This window comes from Streptomyces coelicoflavus (genome assembly GCF_045041415.1).
Taxonomy (GTDB): Bacteria; Actinomycetota; Actinomycetes; order Streptomycetales; family Streptomycetaceae; genus Streptomyces; species Streptomyces coelicoflavus.
The window spans coordinates 3,857,160-3,878,889 of sequence record NZ_CP108218.1 but is presented as its reverse complement, the minus strand read 5'-3'; the positions used below and the strand labels follow the sequence as shown (position 1 = coordinate 3,878,889).

General features: G+C 71.2%; 19 protein-coding genes. 10 read left to right on the top strand and 9 right to left on the bottom strand.

Features of this window, described 5'->3' with window-relative positions; translation table 11 throughout:
- Nucleotides 1–110: 110 nt before the first annotated feature.
- From OHA99_RS17000 to OHA99_RS16980, 5 genes are all read left to right on the top strand, one after another.
- Nucleotides 111–272 (top strand): DUF4177 domain-containing protein, encoded by a 162-nt coding sequence (locus OHA99_RS17000; protein ID WP_003975360.1) that lies wholly within the window; start codon nt 111–113, stop codon nt 270–272.
- Entirely contained in the window at nt 269–736 is a 468-nt protein-coding gene (locus OHA99_RS16995) for a RidA family protein (RefSeq protein WP_405696482.1), read from the top strand. Before OHA99_RS17000 ends, OHA99_RS16995 begins: the two co-directional genes overlap by 4 nt.
- Before the next feature lie 185 nt (nt 737–921).
- Nucleotides 922–1,962 (top strand): alpha/beta fold hydrolase, encoded by a 1,041-nt coding sequence (locus OHA99_RS16990; RefSeq protein WP_405696480.1) that lies wholly within the window; start codon nt 922–924, stop codon nt 1,960–1,962.
- A 59-nt stretch (nt 1,963–2,021) separates the two neighbouring features.
- Nucleotides 2,022–2,960, top strand: a complete 939-nt coding sequence (locus OHA99_RS16985) for an NUDIX hydrolase (protein ID WP_282879408.1) — start codon at nt 2,022–2,024, stop codon at nt 2,958–2,960.
- Nucleotides 2,957–3,799, top strand: a complete 843-nt coding sequence (locus OHA99_RS16980) for an MBL fold metallo-hydrolase (RefSeq protein WP_153178695.1) — start codon at nt 2,957–2,959, stop codon at nt 3,797–3,799. The genes OHA99_RS16985 and OHA99_RS16980 overlap by 4 nt, the downstream gene beginning before the upstream one ends.
- Nucleotides 3,800–3,837: 38 nt before the next feature.
- Here the strand turns inward: OHA99_RS16980 and OHA99_RS16975 are convergent, their stop codons facing one another.
- A complete protein-coding gene (locus OHA99_RS16975; protein ID WP_003975365.1) occupies nt 3,838–4,512 on the bottom strand; it encodes a Crp/Fnr family transcriptional regulator in 675 nt (224 codons plus the stop codon).
- A 368-nt stretch (nt 4,513–4,880) separates the two neighbouring features.
- On the opposite strand from OHA99_RS16975, the gene nth reads away from it, so the two are divergent.
- From nth to OHA99_RS16960, 3 genes are read left to right on the top strand one after another with little or no spacing between them, the layout of a single operon-like run.
- Complete coding sequence (gene nth, locus OHA99_RS16970) at nt 4,881–5,939, top strand: endonuclease III (RefSeq protein WP_405696478.1); 1,059 nt, start codon at nt 4,881–4,883, stop codon at nt 5,937–5,939.
- A 52-nt stretch (nt 5,940–5,991) separates the two neighbouring features.
- The gene (locus OHA99_RS16965; protein WP_405696475.1) at nt 5,992–6,747 is read left to right on the top strand and encodes an NUDIX hydrolase; all 756 of its coding nucleotides are present in this window, start codon (nt 5,992–5,994) and stop codon (nt 6,745–6,747) included.
- Nucleotides 6,748–6,792: 45 nt separating this feature from the next.
- Nucleotides 6,793–7,998, top strand: a complete 1,206-nt coding sequence (locus OHA99_RS16960) for a MarP family serine protease (RefSeq protein ID WP_153178693.1) — start codon at nt 6,793–6,795, stop codon at nt 7,996–7,998.
- 44 nt (nt 7,999–8,042) lie between these two features.
- Here OHA99_RS16960 and OHA99_RS16955 read toward each other — a convergent pair whose 3' ends face one another.
- From OHA99_RS16955 to OHA99_RS16930, 6 genes are all read right to left on the bottom strand, one after another.
- Nucleotides 8,043–8,228, bottom strand: a complete 186-nt coding sequence (locus OHA99_RS16955; protein ID WP_078582024.1) for a hypothetical protein — start codon at nt 8,226–8,228, stop codon at nt 8,043–8,045.
- A gap of 149 nt (nt 8,229–8,377) precedes the next feature.
- A complete protein-coding gene (locus OHA99_RS16950) occupies nt 8,378–9,352 on the bottom strand; it encodes an alpha/beta fold hydrolase (RefSeq protein WP_108987341.1) in 975 nt (324 codons plus the stop codon).
- Complete coding sequence (locus OHA99_RS16945) at nt 9,349–9,837, bottom strand: phage holin family protein (RefSeq protein WP_153178692.1); 489 nt, start codon at nt 9,835–9,837, stop codon at nt 9,349–9,351. Before OHA99_RS16945 ends, OHA99_RS16950 begins: the two co-directional genes overlap by 4 nt.
- 64 nt (nt 9,838–9,901) lie before the next feature.
- Nucleotides 9,902–11,326 (bottom strand): Na+/H+ antiporter NhaA, encoded by a 1,425-nt coding sequence (gene nhaA / locus OHA99_RS16940; RefSeq protein WP_405696471.1) that lies wholly within the window; start codon nt 11,324–11,326, stop codon nt 9,902–9,904.
- Between the two features lie 190 nt (nt 11,327–11,516).
- Nucleotides 11,517–13,472, bottom strand: a complete 1,956-nt coding sequence (gene acs, locus OHA99_RS16935) for an acetate--CoA ligase (protein ID WP_153178690.1) — start codon at nt 13,470–13,472, stop codon at nt 11,517–11,519.
- Between the two features lie 285 nt (nt 13,473–13,757).
- The gene (locus OHA99_RS16930) at nt 13,758–16,307 is read right to left on the bottom strand and encodes a SulP family inorganic anion transporter (protein ID WP_405696467.1); all 2,550 of its coding nucleotides are present in this window, start codon (nt 16,305–16,307) and stop codon (nt 13,758–13,760) included.
- A 260-nt stretch (nt 16,308–16,567) separates the two neighbouring features.
- On the opposite strand from OHA99_RS16930, the gene OHA99_RS16925 reads away from it, so the two are divergent.
- Nucleotides 16,568–17,863 (top strand): hypothetical protein, encoded by a 1,296-nt coding sequence (locus tag OHA99_RS16925; RefSeq protein WP_153178688.1) that lies wholly within the window; start codon nt 16,568–16,570, stop codon nt 17,861–17,863.
- A gap of 31 nt (nt 17,864–17,894) precedes the next feature.
- Here OHA99_RS16925 and OHA99_RS16920 read toward each other — a convergent pair whose 3' ends face one another.
- The gene (locus OHA99_RS16920) at nt 17,895–18,875 is read right to left on the bottom strand and encodes an ATP-binding protein (RefSeq protein ID WP_405696465.1); all 981 of its coding nucleotides are present in this window, start codon (nt 18,873–18,875) and stop codon (nt 17,895–17,897) included.
- A gap of 111 nt (nt 18,876–18,986) precedes the next feature.
- Between OHA99_RS16920 and OHA99_RS16915 the strand changes: the two genes are divergently transcribed.
- Nucleotides 18,987–19,811 (top strand): Fic family protein, encoded by an 825-nt coding sequence (locus OHA99_RS16915; RefSeq protein WP_153178686.1) that lies wholly within the window; start codon nt 18,987–18,989, stop codon nt 19,809–19,811.
- A 409-nt stretch (nt 19,812–20,220) separates the two neighbouring features.
- Here the strand turns inward: OHA99_RS16915 and OHA99_RS16910 are convergent, their stop codons facing one another.
- Nucleotides 20,221–21,078 carry an HAD family phosphatase gene (locus tag OHA99_RS16910; RefSeq protein WP_007452098.1) on the bottom strand — a complete coding sequence of 286 codons (858 nt, stop codon included), beginning with the start codon at nt 21,076–21,078 and terminating at the stop codon, nt 20,221–20,223.
- Nucleotides 21,079–21,730: the final 652 nt, after the last annotated feature.

The following is a 21,730-nucleotide window of genomic DNA, read 5'->3' as shown; positions in this document are numbered from 1 at the left end:
TGTGGACAACGTGGTCGCGACCGGCCCGCGGAGGGTCCCGGACCACGGCTGCGGACGGGCCCCGGACAGCGGTCGCAGAGGCGCCCCGGCCAACGGCTAGAGTCGGCCGCATGACCAAGTGGGAATACGCAACCGTGCCGCTGCTCGTCCATGCCACGAAGCAGATTCTGGACACCTGGGGCGAGGACGGCTGGGAGCTCGTCCAGGTCGTGCCCGGGCCGAACAACCCCGAGCAGCTCGTCGCCTACCTGAAGCGGGAGAAGCAGGCATGAGCGCCGTGGAGGTGAGGCTCGCCGAGCTGGGCCTGACGCTGCCCGAGGTCGTCCCGCCGCTGGCCGCCTACCAGCCGGCCGTGCAGTCCGGCCCGTACGTCTACACGTCCGGCCAGCTGCCGATGCTCGGGGGCAAGCTCCCGGTCACCGGCAAGGTGGGCGCCGAGGTGACGGCCGACGAGGCCAAGGAACTGGCCCGCACCTGCGCGCTGAACGCCCTGGCCGCCGTGAAGTCCGTCGCCGGTGACCTGGACCGCGTCGCGCGTGTCGTCAAGGTCGTCGGCTTCGTCGCGTCCGCGACCGACTTCACCGGTCAGCCCGGCGTGGTCAACGGCGCCAGCGAACTGCTCGCCGAGGTCCTCGGCGACAAGGGCGTGCACGCCCGCAGCGCGGTGGGCGTGGCGGTCCTTCCGCTGGACGCGCCGGTCGAGGTCGAGATCCAGGTGGAGCTCGTCCAGCCGTAGCCTCCTCGAGCCGCGACGGGGCCCGGTGCGTTGCCGGACCGGCAACAAACCTCGCCCCGGCGGCCCCGGCCCCGCAGGATCGGTGCCAGGTGGCCCCGTACGGCGCGGGAGCCGGCTCCGGCCGGCGGTCCCGGCCCGCCGCGGGGCCGTACCGACCGTATGGACCGTACGCGCCAGGAGGAGCCGTGCCGCAGCCGCCCGAGACCGTCCCGCAGCCCCACCACCCCGGAGGGAGCGCCGGCCGGCCCGTTCACCGGCTGGTGCCCTCACCCGCCGGCCGGATCCACCTGGTGGAGCAGGGCAGCGGGCCGCTGGTCCTGCTCGTGCACGGCTTCCCCGAGTCCTGGTACTCCTGGCGCCACCAGCTGCCCGCGCTGGCCGCCGCCGGGTTCCGCGCCGTCGCCGTCGACGTGCGCGGCTACGGGCGCTCCTCGCGGCCCGACGCCGTCGAGACGTACCGGATGCTCGACCTGGTGGCGGACAACGTGGCCGTGGTGGAGGCCCTGGGGGAGCGCTCCGCGGTGATCGTCGGCCACGACTGGGGTGCGAACATCGCCTCGCACTCCGCGCTGCTGCGGCCGGACGTGTTCCGCGCGGTGGGCCTGCTGAGCGTGCCGTACACCCCGCCGGGCGGCCCGAGGCCCAGCGAGGTCTTCGCCGGGATGAGCGACCCGGCCGGGCCCTTCGCCGGGCAGGAGTTCTACGTCTCCTACTTCCAGGAGCCCGGCCGCGCCGAGGCGGAGATCGAGCCCGACGTACGGGGCTGGCTCGCCGGCCTCTACGCCGCCCTGTCCGCCGACACCATGCCCGGCCCCCAGGAGCCCGACCCGCACTTCGTCGCCCCCGGCGGCCGGATGCGCGACCGGTTCCCGGCCGCCGGGCGGCTGCCCTCCTGGCTGACCGAGGAGGACCTGGACGTCTACGCCGGGGAGTTCGAGCGCACCGGCCTGACCGGCGCCCTGAACCGCTACCGCAACATGGACCGCGACTGGGCCGACCTGGCCGCGCACGAGGGCGCTCCGATCACCCAGCCGTCGCTCTTCCTCGGCGGCGCCCTGGACGCCTCCACGACCTGGCTGTCCGACGCGATCGAGGCGTATCCGGTCACCCTGCCCGGTCTGAGCGCCTCGCACCTCCTCGACGGCTGCGGCCACTGGCTCCAGCAGGAGCGCCCCGAGGAGACCAACCGGCTGCTCACCGAGTGGCTGACCGGCCTGCCCTCCTGACGCCCGCCGGGCCCCGGGGGCCACTCGAACATCCGCCCGTCACCGGATAGCCTCCGGCCATGGCGAATGGTCAGGCGAATGGTCAGTGGTACCCACCGGAGTGGCCGGACCGCATCCGCGCGCTGGCGGACGGCACCCTCACCCCGGTCACCCCGAAGCGCGCGGCCACCGTCATGCTCCTCAGGGACACCGGCGCCACGGATTCCGGGTCCGGCCCCGTCGTGCACATGCTGCGCCGCCGCACCTCCATGGCGTTCGCCGGGGGCGCGTACGCCTATCCGGGCGGCGGGGTCGACCCGCGCGACGACGACCGCGCCGTCGGCTGGGCGGGCCCCACGCGCGCGTGGTGGGCGGACCGGCTGGGCGTCGACGAGGCGGGCGCCCAGGCGATCGTCTGCGCGGCCGTACGGGAGACCTACGAGGAGGCCGGTGTCCTGCTCGCGGGTCCGACCGCCGACTCGGTGGTCGGCGACACGACGGGCGCGGACTGGGAGGCCGACCGGGCCGCACTGGTCGACCGCGAGCTGTCCTTCGCGGAGTTCCTGGACCGCAGGGGCCTCGTCCTGCGCTCCGACCTGCTGGGCGCCTGGGCGCGCTGGATCACCCCGGAGTTCGAGTCCCGGCGCTACGACACCTGGTTCTTCGTGGCGGCGCTCCCCGAGGGGCAGCGCACCCGCAACGCCTCCACGGAGGCCGACCGCACGGTGTGGATCACGCCGGCGGACGCGGCCGCCGGGTACGACAAGGGCGAGCTGCTGATGATGCCGCCCACCGTCGCCACCCTGCGCGGCCTGGCGGAGTGCGCCACGGCGGCCGAGGCGCTGGCGTCGGCCGCCGGCCGCGACATGACGCCCGTGCTCGCCCGCGCCCGGCTGTCCGGCGACGAGGTCGTCCTCTCCTGGCCGGGGCACGACGAGTTCACGAAGCACGTTCCGAGTACGCGTACGGCCACGGCGCCGGCGACGCCTTCCGACCCGACCGGGGGAGCCCCCTCATGACGGACGCAGCAGCACTGCCCGGACAGCCGCGCGGCGGCGTCCTGTCGGGACCGGCCACCGCGCGCGCGGTGAACGTCCTCGCGCCCAACGCCTCCGCGATGACCCTGGACGGCACCAACACCTGGATCCTCGCCGAACCCGACTCCGACCTGGCCGTCGTCGTCGACCCGGGCCCCCTGGACGACACCCACCTGCGGCACGTCGTCGACACGGCCGAGCGGGCCGGCAAGCGGGTGGCGCTGACGCTCCTGACGCATGGTCACCCCGACCACGCGGAGGGCGCCGCGCGCTTCGCCGAGCTGACGCGCACGAACGTACGGGCTCTGGACCCGGCCCTGCGGCTGGGCGACGAAGGGCTGGCCGCCGGGGACGTGATCGCGGTCGGCGGCCTGGAACTGAGGGTCGTACCGACGCCGGGGCACACGGCCGACTCGCTGTGCTTCCATCTCCCGGCCGACGGGGCCGTCCTGACGGGCGACACGATCCTGGGGCGCGGTACGACGATGGTGGCCCACCCCGACGGCCGTCTCGGCGACTACCTGGACTCGCTGCGCAGGCTCAGGTCGCTCACCACCGACGACGGGGTGCACACGGTGCTTCCGGGCCACGGGCCCGTCCTGGAGGACGCCCAGGGCGCCGTGGAGTACTACCTGGCCCACCGCGCCCACCGCCTCGCCCAGGTCGAGACGGCGGTGGAGGACGGCCACCGCACACCGGGCGAGGTCGTCGCCCACGTGTACGCGGACGTCGACCGCTCCCTGTGGCCGGCGGCGGAACTGTCGGTGCGGGCGCAGTTGGAGTACCTGGGCGAGCACGGGATCGTCCGGCTGCCCGAGTAGAACCCCGGAGGCCGGGGAGGCGGGGCCGGGGCGCGGGCTCAGCGGGAGCGCTTGGCCAGCCGCTCCACGTCCAGCAGGATCACCGCGCGGGCCTCCAGGCGGAGCCAGCCGCGCTGGGCGAAGTCCGCCAGTGCCTTGTTGACCGTCTCGCGGGACGCGCCGACCAACTGGGCCAGCTCCTCCTGCGTGAGGTCGTGCACCACGTGGATGCCCTCCTCGGACTGCACGCCGAAACGGCGGGAGAGGTCCAGCAGGGCGCGGGCCACGCGGCCGGGGACGTCCGAGAAGACCAGGTCCGACATGGCGTCGTTGGTCTTGCGCAGGCGGCGGGCGACGGCGCGCAGCAGCGCGGTGGCCACCTCCGGGCGGACGTTCAGCCAGGGCTGGAGGTCGCCGTGGCCGAGGGCGAGCAGCTTGACCTCGGTCAGCGCGGTGCCGGTCGCCGTGCGCGGGCCCGGGTCGAAGAGCGACAGCTCGCCGATCAGCTCGCTGGGACCGACCACGGCCAGCATGTTCTCGCGCCCGTCGGGGGACGTGCGGTGGAGCTTGACCTTGCCTTCCGTGACCACGTACAGGCGGTCTCCGGGGTCCCCCTCGTGGAAGAGGGTGTCGCCGCGGGCGAGGGTCACCTCACTCATGGAGGCGCGGAGCTCCGCGGATTGCTCGTCGTCGAGCGCCGCGAAGAGCGGGTTGCGCCGCAGAACGTCGTCCACGAGTTCTCTCCTTGTCGACCGGCTCAGAGGATCTTGTTCCCCCGGTGTACCAGGGGTCCGTGGTGCCCATTTTGCCGGACAGTCCAAACAGTGTGATCTGTCACAAGGATGCCGCACCGATGTCCCGGGGTACGCGGCAGGGGTCCAATTGGGCGCCGATCTTCGAGGTCCGGGGCGGATGTCGGTGCCGGGCCGTAGGCTGGCCGGGTGTCCAAATCGCCGGTGAGAGCACAGGCCTGGGGGCTGCGCGAGTGAGTGCACGGCGCGATTCCGCTGTGGGCGAACAGGGTCCCGATGGCGGTAGGAAACCGGCGAAAGCGACGAAGAAGGCAGTGCCTGCCAAGAGGGTGACTGCGGAGAAGGGTGCCGTGAAGAAGTCCTCCGCGAGCAAGGAGACCGCCGCGAGCCGGAAGGCGGTCGCGGGCAAGAAGACCGCGGCGAAGGAGACCGCGGCGGCGAAGACCCCGGCGAAGGAGGCCGCGGCGAAGAAGGCCGCCGCTGGTAAGACGGTCGTCAAGAAGGCCGCCGTCAAGAAGGCCGCGCCCCTCAAGCGGCAGGCGCCGGCCAAGAAGCCCGCCGTCGCCCCGAAGAAGGCCGCCGCGGCCGTCAAGGGCGTCGCCCCGGCGAAGACCGTCGCCCCGACCTCGCCGCGCGGCGAGTCGCGCACCGCGCTGGTCCGCCGCGCCCGCCGTATCGACCGCGAGCTCGCCGAGGTGTACCCGTACGCCCACCCGGAGCTGGACTTCGAGAACCCGTTCCAGCTGGTCGTGGCCACGGTGCTGTCCGCGCAGACCACCGACCTGAGGGTCAACCAGACGACGCCCGCCCTCTTCGCCAAGTACCCCACCCCCGAGGACCTGGCCGCCGCCGCCCCCGAGGAGGTCGAGGAGATCCTGCGCCCGACCGGCTTCTTCCGGGCCAAGACCAGGTCGGTCATAGGGCTGTCCAAGGCGCTCACGGAGGACTTCGGCGGCGAGGTCCCGGGACGCCTCGAAGACCTCGTCAAGCTGCCCGGCGTCGGCCGCAAGACCGCCTTCGTCGTGCTCGGCAACGCGTTCGGCCGCCCCGGCATCACCGTGGACACCCACTTCCAGCGCCTGGTGCGCCGCTGGCGGTGGACCGAGGAGACCGACCCGGACAAGATCGAGGCCGCCGTCGGCGCGCTCTTCCCGAAGAACGACTGGACCGACCTCTCCCACCACGTGATCTGGCACGGCCGCCGCATCTGCCACGCCCGCAAGCCCGCCTGCGGCGCCTGTCCCATCGCCCCGCTGTGCCCGGCGTACGGCGAGGGCGAGACGGACCCGGAGAAGGCGAAGAAGCTGCTCAAGTACGAGAAGGGCGGCTTCCCCGGCCAGCGGCTGAAGCCCCCGCGGGCGTACCTGGACGCGGGCGGGAAGCCGGCACTCCCGCTGGGGGCCGGGTGACGGAACGATCTCGGGGGCGTCGGGCGTTGGATTCTGCGGGACGGGGGTGGAGATGACACGGGTGAGTGACACGCACGGCCCCGCGCGGGACCACGCTCGGGAGGTGCTGCTCAGCAAGGAGGGCCTGCCCGGCTGGCTGGACCCGGTGGTGAGAGCGGCCGAGACGGTCCGGCCCACCCAGCTGAGCCGCTTCCTGCCGCCTGCGGACGGCGCCGGCCGCCAGTCCGCCGTCCTGATCCTCTTCGGCGACGGCACGCTTCCAGGGGGCGAGGGACGGAGCGGCGGGGCGGAGGCCGGCCGCGGCCCCGAGCTGCTGCTCATGGAGCGGGCGGGCTCCCTGCGCTCGCACCCGGGCCAGCCCGCCTTCCCGGGCGGCGCGCTCGACCCGGAGGACGGTGATCCGCGCGGGGACGGTCCGCTGCGGGCCGCCCTGCGCGAGGCCGAGGAGGAGACCGGGCTCGACCCGTCCGGCGTCCAGCTCTTCGGGGTCCTGCCCAAGCTCTACATCCCGGTGAGCGGCTTCGTCGTCACGCCGGTGCTGGCCTGGTGGCGCGAACCCACCCCGGTCGGTGTCGTCGATCCGGCCGAGACCGCGCGCGTCTTCAAGGTCCCCGTGGCGGATCTCACGGACCCCGCCAACCGGGTGACGACCCTTCACCCCAGCGGTCACCGGGGCCCGGCATTCCTGGTCGAATCGGCGCTCGTGTGGGGCTTCACCGCCGGCATCATCGACCGGTTGCTGCACTTCGCGGGCTGGGAGCGGCCCTGGGACCGGGAGAAGCAGGTCCCGCTGGACTGGCGCGCATGACAGGGTGGCCTGCGTACCGCAGACGACAAGACGAGGCCTGAATCGGTGAACGTGCTGGACATCCTGTTGCTGCTGGCCGCCGTCTGGTTCGCGATCGTCGGCTTCCGGCAGGGCTTCGTCGTCGGCATCCTGTCGGTCATCGGCTTCCTCGGCGGCGGTCTCGTCGCCGTCTACCTGCTGCCGGTGATCTGGGACGCGCTGACGGACGACGCGGAGGTGAGCACGACCGCCGCCGTCGTCGCGATCGTCGTCGTCATCGTGTGCGCCTCGGTCGGCCAGGCCCTGACGACCCATCTGGGCAACAAGCTGCGCCGGTACATCACGTGGTCCCCGGCCCGCGCCCTGGACGCCACCGGGGGCGCCCTGGTCAACGTCCTCGCCATGCTCCTGGTCGCCTGGCTGCTCGGCTCCGCCCTCGCGCGGACCACGATGCCGACGGTCGGCAAGGAGGTGCGGCAGTCCACGGTGCTTGCGGGCATACAGGAGGTGCTGCCCGCCGGCGCGGACAACTGGTTCGACAACTTCACCTCGGTCCTCGACAAGAACGGCTTCCCGCAGGTCTTCAGCCCGTTCTCCAACGAGCCGGTCCTGGACACGCCGCCGCCCGACCCGGCGCTGGTGAACAGCCCGGTCGCCGTCAACGCCAAGCGCTCCATCGTCAAGGTCATGGGCACCGCCCCCGACTGCGGCAAGGTCCTCGAGGGCACCGGCTTCGTCTTCGCCGACCGCCGCGTCATGACCAACGCCCATGTCGTGGGCGGCGTCGACGAGCCCACGGTGCAGATAGGCGGCGAGGGCCGGAAGTACGACGCGACGGTCGTCCTCTACGACTGGCGGCGCGACATCGCCGTACTGGACGTGCCGAATCTGGACGCGCCCGCGCTGCGGTTCACGGACGAGGACGAGGACGCGGAGCGCAACGACGGCGCGATCGTCGCCGGCTTCCCGGAGAACGGGGCGTACGACGTCCGCGCCGCCCGGGTGCGCGGGCGCATCACCGCCAACGGCCCGGACATCTACCACCGCGACACCGTCCGCCGGGACGTCTACTCCCTGTTCGCGACCGTCCGTCAGGGCAACTCGGGCGGACCGCTGCTGACGCCGGAGGGCGAGGTGTACGGCGTGGTCTTCGCCAAGTCCCTCGACGACCCGGACACCGGTTACGCGCTCACCGCGGACGAGATCCGCGACGACATCAGCGAGGGACGCACCGCGAGCCAGCAGGTGGACAGCGACAGCTGCGCCCTCTAGCCGCGCGTCAGCGCGGTGTCGGGGCGGTGTCGGGGCGGGCTGTCTCAGGTCCGTGGATGGCGCAGGCGTACGGAGACCCAGCGGGCCCGGCGGCGCAGAATGCGCGGAATGCCCACCCGTAGGTCCGCACCCGCGAGTTGCGGGGTGCCGCCGCGTCGGTGGGTACTGCTCACGCCGCTCGTGGAGCGGCCGTCGCGTGCTACGTCACTGTAGTCGTGCGTCCAGCCCATACCCGGACGTGTGCCCCCGCCCCAAGGTCGATAACCGTTCCCGGGGCCCTCAATTGGCCTATGCGTCGGGCAAGTGGCCGTTCATAGGACGAGCGTTCCGGTTCGGATACCGGGCGCGTTCGTTCGGTGATCGATCGCCTACGTTTCGGTCATCGATCGGGTTCGGGATCCTTCAGCCAGTTGATCAGTTCGGTCGAGAAGGCGACCGGATCCTCTTCGTGCGGGAAGTGCCCGAGCCCGTCGAACAGCCTCCAGCGGTACGGCGCTTCGACGTACTGCCCCGACCCGGCGGCGCTCCGTGTCCGCATCACGGGGTCGAGGGAGCCGTGCAGATGCAGGGTCGGCACCCGCACCGGCCGCTTCATCCGGCGGTAGAACTGGATGCCGTCCGGACGGGCCAGGGAACGCACCAGCCAGCGGTACGGCTCGACCGAGCAGTGCGCCGTGGACGGGATGCACATGGCACGCCGGTACGCCGTCACCGCCTCGTCGTCGAGGAGGCGCGGCCCGGACCAGTCGTGGAGCAGCCGGCCCACCAGCGCGCCGTCGTCCGCGGTCAGCTGACGCTCCGGCACCCAGGGGCGCTGGAAACCCCAGATGTAGGAACCCGCCCGGCTCTGGCGGACGTCGCCGAGCATGGCCGAGCGCCAGCGCCGGGGATGCGGCATCGAGGACACCGCGAGCCGGCGTACGAGCTTGGGGCGCATCGCGGCGGCCGTCCAGGCCAGGTAGCCGCCGAGGTCGTGACCGACCAGCGCGGCGTCCGGCTCGCCCAGGGAGCGGACCACGCCGGTGATGTCGAGCGCGAGGCCCGCGGGATCGTAACCGCGCGGGGTGCGGTCGCTGCCGCCGACGCCGCGCAGGTCCATGGCGACCGCGCGGAAACCGGCGTCGGCGAGCGCCGTCAGCTGGTGCCGCCAGGTCCACCAGAACTGCGGGAAGCCGTGCAGCAGCAGCACCAGCGGGCCGTCGCCCAGCTCGGCGATGTGGAAGCGGGCGCCGTTGGCCGCGACATCCCGGTGGGTCGGCTCGGGTCCGCCCGGGATGCCGAGCCGTACGACCGAGGTGGGGTTGGGGTGCTGCGGCGAGGGGGATTGCCCCGAAGGGGTGGTGGAGCCCGTCATGAGGTCGAGCGTGCCACAGCCTCGATCGCTTCGGGGGACCGGTCCGCGGGCAGTTCCGGCCGCGGGTGCGGTTTGGCGTTCTGGAGCACACCGGCGGACTGCTTCACCGAGGCGGCGACCTTCTGCGGGCCGCGGCCCTTCTTGGCCTTCTTCGCGAAGACGAGGCCGATCAGCGCGAGCAGGAGGGCGATCAGGACGTTGGCCGCGAAGGACAACAGGAAGCAGACCGCCAGGTTCCAGTGGCTCCAGGTCCGGATGCCGTAGGCCAGCGCGAAGCTCAGCATCGGCAGCGAGAACACCAGGAGCAGGCCCGCGACGGAGAACGCGCCGCCCGCCGTCGCCCCGCGCTTGACGTCCTGCTTCAGCTGCGCCTTCGCCAGTGCGATCTCGTCGTGCACGAGCGCCGACATGTCGGTGGTCGCCGAGGCGAACAGCTGGCCGATGCTGCGTTCGGTGCCGACCGGGCTGCCGTCGGGTGCGCTCATCGCGGTCTCCCTCTTCTGCTGGCTCGTCTGAGTACGGTTCCGTCTTTTGTACCGTCTCGTCAGATCATGCCGGACGGTCGTCCTCGTCGCCTGCCCCGCCCGCCACTTCGGCAAGCCGCGCCGACTGCATCTCCTCGGCGATCCGGCGGTGCTCGGCGGCCTTCTTCTCGTGGAGGGCGGCCATGCGCAGGTGGTACGCGGGGTCGTCCTCCTCGTAGATGTCCGGGACACCGCTCAGGTCGTCGTCGCGCTCCTCCTCCGCGACCATCCCCCGGTACTTCGCGTTGCGTACCTTCAGCAGCACCGTCGCCAGCGCCGCCGCGATCAGCGAGCCGGACAGGACGGCGGCCTTGACCTCGTCGGTCATCGTCGCGTCGCCGTCGAAGGCCAGCTCACCGATGAGCAGCGAGACGGTGAACCCGATGCCGGCCAGGGTCGCCACCGCGAACACGTCGGCCCACTGGAGGTCGTCGCTGAGCGAGGCCCTGGTGAAACGCGAGGTCAGCCAGGTGCCGCCGAAGATGCCCAGCGTCTTGCCGACGACGAGCCCGAGCACGACGCCGAGGGTCTCCGGCTTGGTGAACACATCGGCCAGCGCCCCGCCCGAGATGGCCACCCCCGCGCTGAACAGCGCGAACAGGGGCACGGCCAGGCCCGCCGACAGCGGGCGCACCAGGTGCTCGACGTGCTCGCCGGGGGAGTGCTCCTCGCCCTCGCGCGTGTGGCAGCGCAGCATCAGGCCCATCGCGACACCGGCGATGGTGGCGTGGATGCCGCTGTTGTACATCAGGCCCCAGATCACCAGGCCGAGCGGGACGTACACGTACCAGCCGCGTACGCCCTTGCGCAGCAGCAGCCAGAACACCACCAGACCGGCGACCGCGCCGCCCAGCGCCGCGAAGTTCAGGGTGTCGGTGAAGAAGACGGCGATGATCAGGATGGCGAACAGGTCGTCGACGACGGCGAGGGTCAGCAGGAACGCGCGCAGGGCGCTCGGCAGCGACGTGCCGATGACGGCGAGTACGGCGAGCGCGAAGGCGATGTCGGTGGCGGTCGGCACGGCCCAGCCGGACAGCGAACCGCCGCCCACGGTGGCGGTGACCGTGTAGACGATCGCCGGTACGGCCATGCCGCACAGCGCCGCCACCACCGGGAGCGCGGCGGCCTTGGGGTCCTTGAGGTCACCGGCGACCAGTTCGCGTTTGAGCTCGATGCCGGCGACGAAGAAGAAGATCGCCAGGAGCCCGTCGGCGGCCCAGTGCGCCACCGACAGGTTCAGACCGAGGGCCTCGGGGCCGAAGTGGAAGTGGCTGACGCTCTCGTAGCTGTCGTGGAGCGCCGGTATGTTCGCCCACACCAGGGCGGCGACCGCGGCGACCAGAAGCAGGACGCCGCCGACGGTCTCGGTGCGCAGCGCGTCCGCGATGTAGGTGCGCTCCGGGAGGGACAGCCGTCCGAAGGCCTTGCGGGGGGTGCGGGGCGCGGTCACGAGGGGGAACCTCCGGTGGGTGGGCAGCACGGAACACGTGCCGACCAGACTTCCCGGCGCACCATGAGGATCTTGAAAAAGATCTTGATGAGTCTCTTACGTCTTCCCCAGCTTACCCGGGCCCCGGTTCTCCCACAGGGCGAGGGCACCCGGCACGTGCGCGACGCCGGGTGCCCTCGGTGTCCGTGGCTCAGTCCTCGCTGGACGCGGCCGGGAGCTTCGACTGGATGAGGTCCATGACCGTGGAGTCCGCCAGCGTCGTGACGTCGCCGACCTGACGGTTCTCCGCGACGTCGCGGAGCAGGCGCCGCATGATCTTGCCGGAGCGGGTCTTCGGCAGCTCCGAGACCGGCAGGATCCGCTTGGGCTTGGCGATGGGGCCGAGCGTGGCGCCGACGTGGTTGCGCAGCTCGGCGACCAGGTCCTCGCTCTCCGCGGTGGTGCCGCGCAGGATCACGAAGGCGACGATGGCCTGCCCGGTGGTCTCGTCCGCCGCGCCGACCACGGCCGCCTCGGCGACCGACGGGTGGGAGACGAGCGCCGACTCGACCTCGGTGGTGGAGATGTTGTGGCCGGAGACGAGCATCACGTCGTCCACGCGGCCGAGCAGCCAGATGTCGCCGTCGTCGTCCTTCTTGGCGCCGTCGCCCGCGAAGTACTTGCCCTCGAAGCGCGACCAGTAGGTGTCGATGAACCGCTGGTCGTCGCCCCAGATGGTGCGCAGCATCGACGGCCACGGCTCGGTGAGGACCAGGTAACCGCCGCCGCCGTTGGGCACCTCGTTGGCCTCGTCGTCGACGACGGTGGCGGAGATGCCGGGCAGCGGGCGCTGGGCGGAGCCCGGCTTGGCCTCCGTGACGCCCGGCAGCGGTGTGATCATCATCGCGCCGGTCTCGGTCTGCCACCAGGTGTCGACGACCGGGGTGGCGTCCGCGCCGATGTTCTTGCGGTACCAGATCCACGCCTCGGGGTTGATCGGCTCGCCGACCGAGCCGAGGACGCGCAGGGACGACAGGTCGAACTTCGCGGGGATGTCGTCGCCCCACTTCATGAACGTCCGGATCGCGGTGGGGGCCGTGTACAGGATCGTCACGCCGTACTTCTGCACGATCTCCCAGAACCGGCCCTGGTGCGGGGTGTCCGGGGTGCCCTCGTACATGACCTGCGTCGCGCCGTTGGCGAGCGGGCCGTAGACGATGTACGAGTGTCCGGTGACCCAGCCGACGTCGGCGGTGCACCAGAAGACGTCCGTCTCCGGCTTGAGGTCGAAGACCGCCCAGTGCGTGTACGCCGTCTGGGTGAGGTAGCCGCCGGAGGTGTGCAGGATGCCCTTGGGCTTACCCGTCGTGCCGGACGTGTACAGGATGAACAGCGGGTGCTCGGCGTCGAACGCCTCGGGCGTGTGCTCGGCGGACTGCCCGTCGACCGTCTCGTGCCACCACTTGTCGCGGGAGTCGTCCCAGGCGACGTCCTGGCCGGTGCGGCGGACGACGAGCACGTGCTCGACGATGCCGGCGCGCTCGACGGCCTCGTCGACGGCCGGCTTGAGCGCGGAGGGCTTGCCGCGCCGGTAGCCGCCGTCGGCGGTGATGACGACGCGGGCGTCGGCATCCTGGATGCGGGTGGCCAGCGCGTCCGAGGAGAAGCCGCCGAAGACGACCGAGTGCGCGGCGCCGATGCGGGCGCAGGCCAGCATCGCGATCGCCGTCTCGGGGATCATCGGCATGTAGATCGCGACCCGGTCGCCCTTCTGCACGCCCAGCTCCAGCAGGGCGTTGGCGGCCTTGGAGACCTCGTCCTTGAGCTGCGCGTAGGTGATGGCGCGGCCGTCGCCGGACTCGCCCTCGAAGTGGATGGCGACGCGGTCGCCGTTGCCCGCCTCCACGTGGCGGTCCACGCAGTTGTAGGCGACGTTCAGCGTGCCGTCCTTGAACCACTTGGCGAACGGCGGGTTCGACCAGTCGAGGGTCTCGGTCGGCTCCTTCGCCCAGGTCAGTCGGCGGGCCTGCTCGGCCCAGAAGCCGAGCCTGTCAGCCTTGGCCTGTTCGTACGCCTCCGCCGTGACGTTGGCGTTCGCGGCCAGGTCGGCGGGGGGTGCGAACCTGCGTTCTTCCTTGAGCAGGTTGGCCAAGGATTCGTTGCTCACGACATCTCCCTTTCTCAGGGTTGTCCGTTGTGTCCCAGGCCACAGCTCATCAGACCCGGGGGGCCGATGACAAGGGTCGACGGGCAAATGGTTTAGACCTGTTGTGGTCGCCGTCTGCCCGCGGTGTCTCCTTCGTGGCTTCGTGGTCCGTGGTCACTCGTACCCACGGACCACGAAGGCGCGGGGTTCAGCGTGTGTAACGCCGCTCACACCGGTCCGCGCCTCGGCGCCCCCGGGACCACCGCTCGGACAGCCAGGTACTCAGGTACTCAGGCGGTGAAGGGGTCAGGCGGTGAGGTCCGTGGTCGGTACCAGTGCGAACACGCCGCCCTCGGCGTCCTCGGACAGCAGGTACGACTGGGCCTCGCCGACGTGGAAGTACATGCCGTGCAGCTCCAGGTCGCCGGTGCGCAGTGCCCGGGCCACCGAATCGTGGGCGCGCAGGTGCTCCATTTGCTGGACGACGTTGGCCAGGCACAGCCGCTCGGCCGCGTCGACGGGTCCGCGTCCGGCCAGCAGGGGGCGGGAGCGACCGTCCTGGGGCACCTGCTCCTGCCCCTGTTTCTGCTCCTGCCTCTGTTTCTGCTCCGGCTCGTTCGCGCGCGCGTCCAGGTCCGGCAGGGCGCGCTCCAGGCTGGGCAGCCCGTGCCGCAGCCACCGCTGCAGGGGCGTGCGCGCACCCCCGTGTTCGGCGTCGAGCAGTGCCTGCATCGCCCCGCACCCGGAGTGGCCGCACACCGTGATGGACCGCACCTTCAGTACGTCCACGGCGTACTCGATCGCTGCGGCCACCGAGTCGTCGCCGCTCTCCTCGCCCGGCAGCGGCACGAAGTTGCCGACGTTGCGCACCACGAAGAGGTCGCCGGGGCCGCTGGAGGTGATCATCGACGTGACCACCCGCGAGTCGGCGCAGGTCAGGAAGAGCTGGGAGGGCTGCTGTCCCTCCCGTGCCAGCCGGGCCAGCTCACGGCGCATCAGCGGGCCGGTGTTGCGGTGGAAGGCACTGATGCCACGGGCGAGTTCGTGTCCGGTGGGTCCGTCGGCGGCACCGGACGCACCTAGTGGGTGTGGTGCACCTGGTGCGCCCGCTGTGTCTCTTGTGTCTCTTGTGTCTCTTGTGCCGGGTGCGGTCGGGCCGGTCGCGGCGGCGAGCGTCCCGCCGGTGGCTCCGTCGGTGGCAGCCTGCCCGTGCGCGTCGGGTGATGGGGCCTTCGGCGGGCGTTCGCACTGGTGGTTGCGCCAGGGCGTCCAGGGACGGCAGCGGCAGCCGTCCTCCTCGGCCGGTTCGGAGATCCGGGTGCCGGGCCGGCGGCCGGTGATGTCGACGGCACCGCCCTGCGCGGTGTGCGTCTTCTGCCAGTCCTGCAGCGTCTCGTACGCCGCGTGGTCCATGAACGACCCGTCCAGCTCCACGGCGGCGTCCGCCCCCGGGGGCACCTGGTGCAGGATCCGGCTGAGACGCGGCACGGCGAGGAACGTCAACTGGCCGCGTACGTGTACGTAGTGGACTCCTTCCACCTGGTCGTGGGTGATCCGGGTGCGGGTGAGGCGGTGCAGGGCGACGCCTACGGCGACGGCGATGCCCAGCGCGACGCCCTCCAGGACGCCGAGGAACACCACACCGAAGGTGGTGACCGCGTAGACCAGCACCTCACGGTGGCGGGTCACCGTGCGAATGTGGTTCAGCGAGACCATCTTGAGGCCGACGGCCATGACCAGGGCGGCGAGCGAGGCGAGCGGGATGAGCTCCAGGACCGGGACCATCAGCAGCGCGGCGATCACTACGAGAACGCCGTGCAGCATCGTGGAGTTCCGGCTGACGGCACCCGCCGCCACGTTCGCGGAACTGCGCACGGCCACACCGGCGATGGGCAGCCCGCCCAGTGACCCGGAGACGACGTTGGCGGCGCCCTGACCGAGCAGTTCGCGGTCGAGGTTGGAACGCTTGACGTGACCGGCCGGAGCGGGCCGGGCGGTGACCAGTTTGTCCACGGCGACCGCACCGAGCAGGGACTGCACGCTGCACACCAGTGTGGTGGTCAGGACCGCGGCGAGCAGGCCGAGTACCGGACCGTCGGGCAGCGTGGCCAGGGCGTGGCTGCTCCAGGACGGCAGGTCGACCTTGGGCAGGAGAAGCCCGGTGAGGGAGGCGACCGCGGTGGCACCGGCGACGGCGATCAGGGCGGCGGGCAGCTTGCCCAGCAGCGCACCGGCCCGGCCGGGGACACGGGGCCAGAGCAGCAGCAGGGTCAGGGTCAGCACGCTCACGGCGAGGTCGGCGGGGTGGAGATTCGCCAACTGGGCGGGCAGCGCGACCAGATTGTCGGGCACGGAGCTCTGGGGGGTGCCGCCGAGGACGATGTGCAGCTGCGCGACGGCGATGGTGACACCGATGCCGGCGAGCATGCCGTGCACGATGGCGGGGCTCACGGCGAGCGCCGAGCGCGCCACGCGCAGGCAGCCGAGGCCCAGTTGGGCGAGCCCGGCCAGGATGGTGATCGCGCAGGTCGTGCGCCATCCGTAGCGCTGGATCAGGTCGGCGGTGACCACGGTGAGACCGGCGGCGGGGCCGCTGACCTGGAGCGGGCAGCCGCCGATCCGTCCGGCGACGATCCCGCCCACCGCGGCGGCGACGAGGCCGGCCTGCAAGGGGGCGCCGGTGGCGAGGGCGATGCCCAGGGAGAGGGGCAGGGCGATCAGGAAGACCGCGATCGCGGCCGAGACGTCGGCACCCGCGAGGCGGAAGCGCCGGGGGCCGCCGGGCGGCGGGCTGTGGGGTGGATGGATGTGCTTGGTCCGGGCCGAGTCGGCGCGGGCGGGGACGCAGGCTGACATGTTCCCGACTCCTGAGGATCCGTTCGATTCGATTACAGCGAGTAAATAGAGAGTAATTCAGAGTAAAGAAGAGGCATAGGTTTTTACCGCGAATGGAGTAACGGCCCGCGTATTGGAGTGAATCAGTTATTTCATCGGCTTGTCGTACTAATTCCTTCTCATTTCCGTGTCACCTTGACGGCGCTGACGGCACGGCCCGGCTCAGCACCCGACATCGCCTCGTCGGCGTTGGCCCGAGAGAAGGAAGAAGGTGGGCGGACATGGCCGCCACCCGCAGGATGGCCTCCCACAGGATGGCCGCGCGCGCCGTGGTCGCCGCGGTCTGCGCCGCGTCGCTCGCCGGTTGCGCGATCGACAACGGCAGCGGTTCCGGGGAAGGCCCGCAAGGATCGGAGAAGGAGAAGGGGAAAGCGGCACCGGCGCCGAAGAACGCGGTCCGGCTGATCGGTGACGGTTCCACCGCGTACACCGGGGCCCAGCCGCACCTGCCCCGGCCCGAACGGCTCAAGCCCGGCCAGAAGCCCCCGCAGTTCGTGGTGTTCTCGTGGGACGGCGCGGGTGAGGACAGTCAGAAGCTGTTCTCCCACTTCCGCGAAGTGGCCAAGGAGAACAACGCCACGATGACGTACTTCCTGAGCGGCGTGTACATGCTGCCGACCGAGAAGCGGGACCTGTACAGCCCGCCCCAGCACTCGCCGGGCCGCTCCGACATCGGCTTCAACGACGAGCAGGGCATCGCCGACACCGTCAAGCAGCTGCGGCTGGCGTGGCAGGAGGGCAACGAGATCGGCACCCACTTCAACGGTCACTTCTGTGGCGCGAACGGCGGGGTCGGCGAGTGGTCCGTCGAGGAGTGGAAGGAGGAGATCAAGCAGGCCAAGCAGTTCGTGAAGACCTGGAAGACCAACACCGGCATGAAGAACGCGGCGCCCCTGCCCTTCGACTACGACAAGGAGCTGATCGGCGCCCGCACCCCGTGCCTCGAGGGCCAGAAGAACTTCATGAAGGCCGCGAGCCAGATGGGCTTCCGCTACGACAGCAGCGGGGTGAACAACCAGGTCTGGCCGGCGAAGAAGGAGGGCCTGTGGGACCTGTCGATGCAGCTCGTGCCGTTCCCCGGCCACACCTACGAGCAGCTCACCATGGACTACAACTACATGGTCAACCAGTCGGGCAGCGCCACCCAGGGCGACCCCGCCAAGCGCGAGTTCTGGGGCGACCAGATGCGTGACAGCCTGCTCAAGGGCTTCGAACGGGCCTACGACGGCAACCGTGCGCCCCTGATCATCGGCAACCACTTCGAGTCCTGGAACGGCGGCACCTACATGCGCGCCGTCGAGGAGGTCGTCGAGACCGTGTGCAACAAGGAGGAGGTGCGCTGCGTCTCCTTCCGGCAACTCGCGGACTGGCTGGACGCCCAGGACCCGAAGGTCCTGAAGAAGCTGCGCACCCTCGGCGTCGGGGAGGCTCCCGAGAAGGGGTGGGCGTCCTTCCTGTCGGCGGCGCCCGCACCGGCGCCGAAGGGTGTGCCCGGGGCGCCGGCCGCCAAGCGGTAGCGCCGCCCGCCCGACGGGGACGCGTGGACGGTCACGCGGGGGCGGTGATCTCCTCGCCGAGCACGAAACCGGGGTCGACCTGCGCCGCCAGGTCGGCACCGGTGCGCTCGTTGCCCCAACTGTGCGCGTTCCTCAGGTGGAAGTGGACCATCTGCCGCGTGTACCGCGCCCAGTCCCGGAGCTCGTACGTCGCGTCGACGGCCGTGTGCAGTGCGCGCAGTGCCCGGCCGTTGGCGTCTTCCAGGAGCTCGAACCGGGGCGGCCGGCCCTTTTCCATGGCGCGCACCCAGTCCGAGTGCCCGACGGTGACCAACAGGTCCTCCCCGACCTGGTCGCGCAGGAAGTCGAGGTCGTCCGGGCCCTGCACCTTGTTGCCGACGACCTTCAGGGCGACGCCGAAGTCGCGGGCGTACTCCTTGTACTGGCGGTAGACGGAGACCCCCTTCCGGGTCGGCTCGGCGACGAGGAACGTGACGTCGAAACGGGTGAACATGCCGGACGCGAAGGAGTCCGAGCCGGCCGTCATGTCCACCACCACGTACTCGTCACGGCCGTCGACCAGGTGGTTCAGACACAGCTCCACCGCGCCCGTCTTGGAGTGGTAGCAGGCCACCCCCAGGTCGGCGTCGGTGAAGGGCCCGGTGACCATCAAACGGACGGTCCCGCCGTCGAGTTCCACCGGCCGGGCGCAGGCGTCGTAGACCGGGTTGTCCTCGCGCACCCGCAGCAGGCGCGACCCCTCGCCGGGCGGCGTCGTCTTGATCATCGTCTCGGCGGAGGCGATGCGCGGGTTGCTGCCCCGCAGATGCTCCTTGATCAGCGGAAGGTGCTCGCCGAGCGCGGGCAGTCCGGCAGCCTCCGCGTCGTCGAGGCCCAGCGCGGCCCCGAGGTGCTGGTTGATGTCGGCGTCGATCGCGACGACGGGCGCGCCGGTGGTGGCGAGGTGGCGGACGAACAGGGAGGACAGGGTCGTCTTGCCGCTGCCGCCCTTCCCGACGAAAGCAATTTTCATGTTCACCAACGGTAGTGGCTCGATAGCTGTACGTGGCACATGAGGCCGGGGAGGAGTGAAGAAGACCACTCATTCGTGGGGTGCGGCGCGGGTTTGCGTAGGGTCTTACCCATGAGTACGACAGGCGCGAACGCCGATCCGCTCGCGGCCCTGGGCGCCCTGCCCGGGGTGGCCGAGTCAGTGGAGTCCGTACGCAAGGCCGTGGACCGCGTCTACGGCCACCGGATCATGCGGCGCCGCAGCAACGAGATCACCTCCGAGGCGGCACTGCGCGGCGCCCGGGGCTCGGCCGCGCTGTCCGGGGCGGACTGGGCGCTGGAAGAGGTGCGCCGGCGCAGCGACTTCGGCGGCGACGACGAGGCGCGCGCGGTGGGCGCCGCGCTCCGGCTCACCGCCGAGGCGGGACAGTTGCTGTCCATCTGGCGCCAGTCGCCGCTGCGGGTGCTGGCCCGGCTGCACCTGGTGGCGGCCGCCACCAACGCCGACGAGGTGGGGCGGCCCCGCCGGCGGGGCGAGCCGGTGGACGAACCGCTCGTGGGACTTCCGCTGCCCGACGCCCAGGAGGCGCACGGTCGTCTGGACGGCCTGGCGGCGCTGGTGACGGCCGGCGGGTCCGCGCCGGCGCTGGTGACGGCCGCCGTGGTGCACGGGGAAATCCTGGCGCTGCGCCCGTTCACCTCTCACAACGGACTCGTCGCGCGCGCGGCCGAGCGCATCGTCCTGGTCGGCAGCGGCCTGGATCCGAAGTCGGTCTGCCCGGCCGAGGTCGGCCACGCCGAACTGGGGCCCGCGGCCTATCTGAAGGCCCTCGACGGCTACGTCTCCGGAACTCCGGAAGGCATGGCCGCCTGGATCGCCCACTGCGGCAAGGCGGTCGCGCTGGGCGCCCGCGAGTCGACGGCGGTGTGCGAGGCACTCCAGCGCGGGGCGGCGTAGGGCTCGCAGGACGGGGCCCTGGGGAGGCTCCCGGGCTGAGCGGCACAGAAATGCGGCGGTACGAGTGCTCGTACCGCCGCTGGCACGACCGCCGGGTTACCAAGCGTCCTCGGTATGTGCCCATCAGGTCGGGAACTTCGCCCGTCGCCTGGTGCGGCTGGCCCGTAATCGACGGGTCGACGTCGCGTGGGTGCCCGGTGTCCGTGCTCGGTCCGTGGGGCCAAATGCGTGTTTAAGGTGATCCTTTCGGATGTCCTTGGTCTCGCGGGCCGTTGAGTCCTTTGTACTCCTGGGCCCGAATAAGCGGAAGTGCTCGCCGCACTTCTTTACTTTTGCGCTCATACACGGGTGAAAGGGTGACCCGGCAGGTGGGGCCGGGCGGCCAAGCCGCCCAGGCCGGTGAGCCCGGTCAGGCCGCCGTGGACCGGCGTCGGCTCGCGTACCAGACGAGGCCCGCGGTGGCTGCCGCGGCGCCTATCGCGGCGGCGGCGACGAGCGCGGGCCGCGGCGGCACGGACAGTCCCCCGAGCCGCTGCTTGAGCCGCACCGGACGGTGGAAATCGAGAATCGGCCACTCGCGCGCGAGCGCCTCCCGACGCAGCGCCCGGTCCGGATTGACCGCGTGCGGGTGACCCACGGCCTCCAGCATCGGCAGGTCGGTCGCCGAGTCGCTGTAGGCGTAGCAGCGGGACAGGTCGTACCCCTCGGACGCGGCCAGTTCCCGGATCGCCTCCGCCTTGGTCGGGCCGTACGCGTAGTACTCCACCTCCCCGGTGAAGCAGCCGTCGTCACCCACGATCATGCGGGTCGCCACCACCCGGTCCGCACCGAGCAGCTCACCGATCGGTTCGACGACCTCGGCACCAGACGTGGACACGATCACGACGTCGCGGCCGGCGGTGTGGTGCTCCTCGATCAGGGAGGCCGCCTCGTCGTAGATGATCGGGTCGATGAGATCGTGCAGGGTTTCGGCGACCAGCTCCTTGACCAACTGGACGTTCCACCCGCGGCACAGTGCGGAGAGGTACTCGCGCATCCGCTCCATCTGGTCGTGGTCGGCTCCCCCGGCGAGGAAGACGAACTGGGCATATGCGGTACGCAACACGGCCCTGCGGTTGATCAGCCCGCCTTGGTAGAACGACTTGCTGAACGTGAGCGTGCTCGACTTCGCAATGACCGTCTTGTCCAGGTCGAAGAAGGCCGCAGTGCGGGGCATCGAGTGGGCCGCGGAGTGGGCCAAGGAGTGGTTTTCCACGAGCTTGAGCATAGGCGCAGCCCATTCGGCGTAAGGTGGGGCGCGTGGGTTTGCCTGAGAAGGCTCTCGGGTACACCATGGAAGTCACGGATCGTTCGCGACCGTGCTAACCCGGTCCGACTCCTCCCCCCCCGAGTCGGCCGTGGAGACGACCCCCGCTCTCCCCCCCGGCGGGGGTCGTCGCATGTCCGGGTGGGTTTCTTCACTCTTCCCCATGGTCTGGGCTCCGTGCCGTGGCGGCGCGGGGCCCAGACCTGTCGTGAGCACTTTTGGCTACGCAGAGTAGTTGACGCACTGCTCTGCGGGAGTCGTACGCGGGATGGAGCGGGGCCGGTCCCGGCTCACCGGTTCGAGTGAGTCGATATTCACAACCACCGAGTTGTCCACAGCTTTTGACCAAGATCCACACGATTTCCGGGATCGCTGCACCGTGATTGCCATGCGTTCGGGCCGCGTCGAGTTCTCCGGCCGGATCTGTTTGCCGGACGCGTGATGTCGGCCGCTCGTGCGGGACCGGATTCCGGTTCTTCGCACGGTCGCGAATCGCGGGGCCGCAGGGCCTCGCGATGACCGGTGCGCGCCCCGGCAGACGGCCGGACACGACTGGGCCGGCCGGACACGACCGGACCGACCGAACAGACCGGACCGGACCGACCGAACCGAC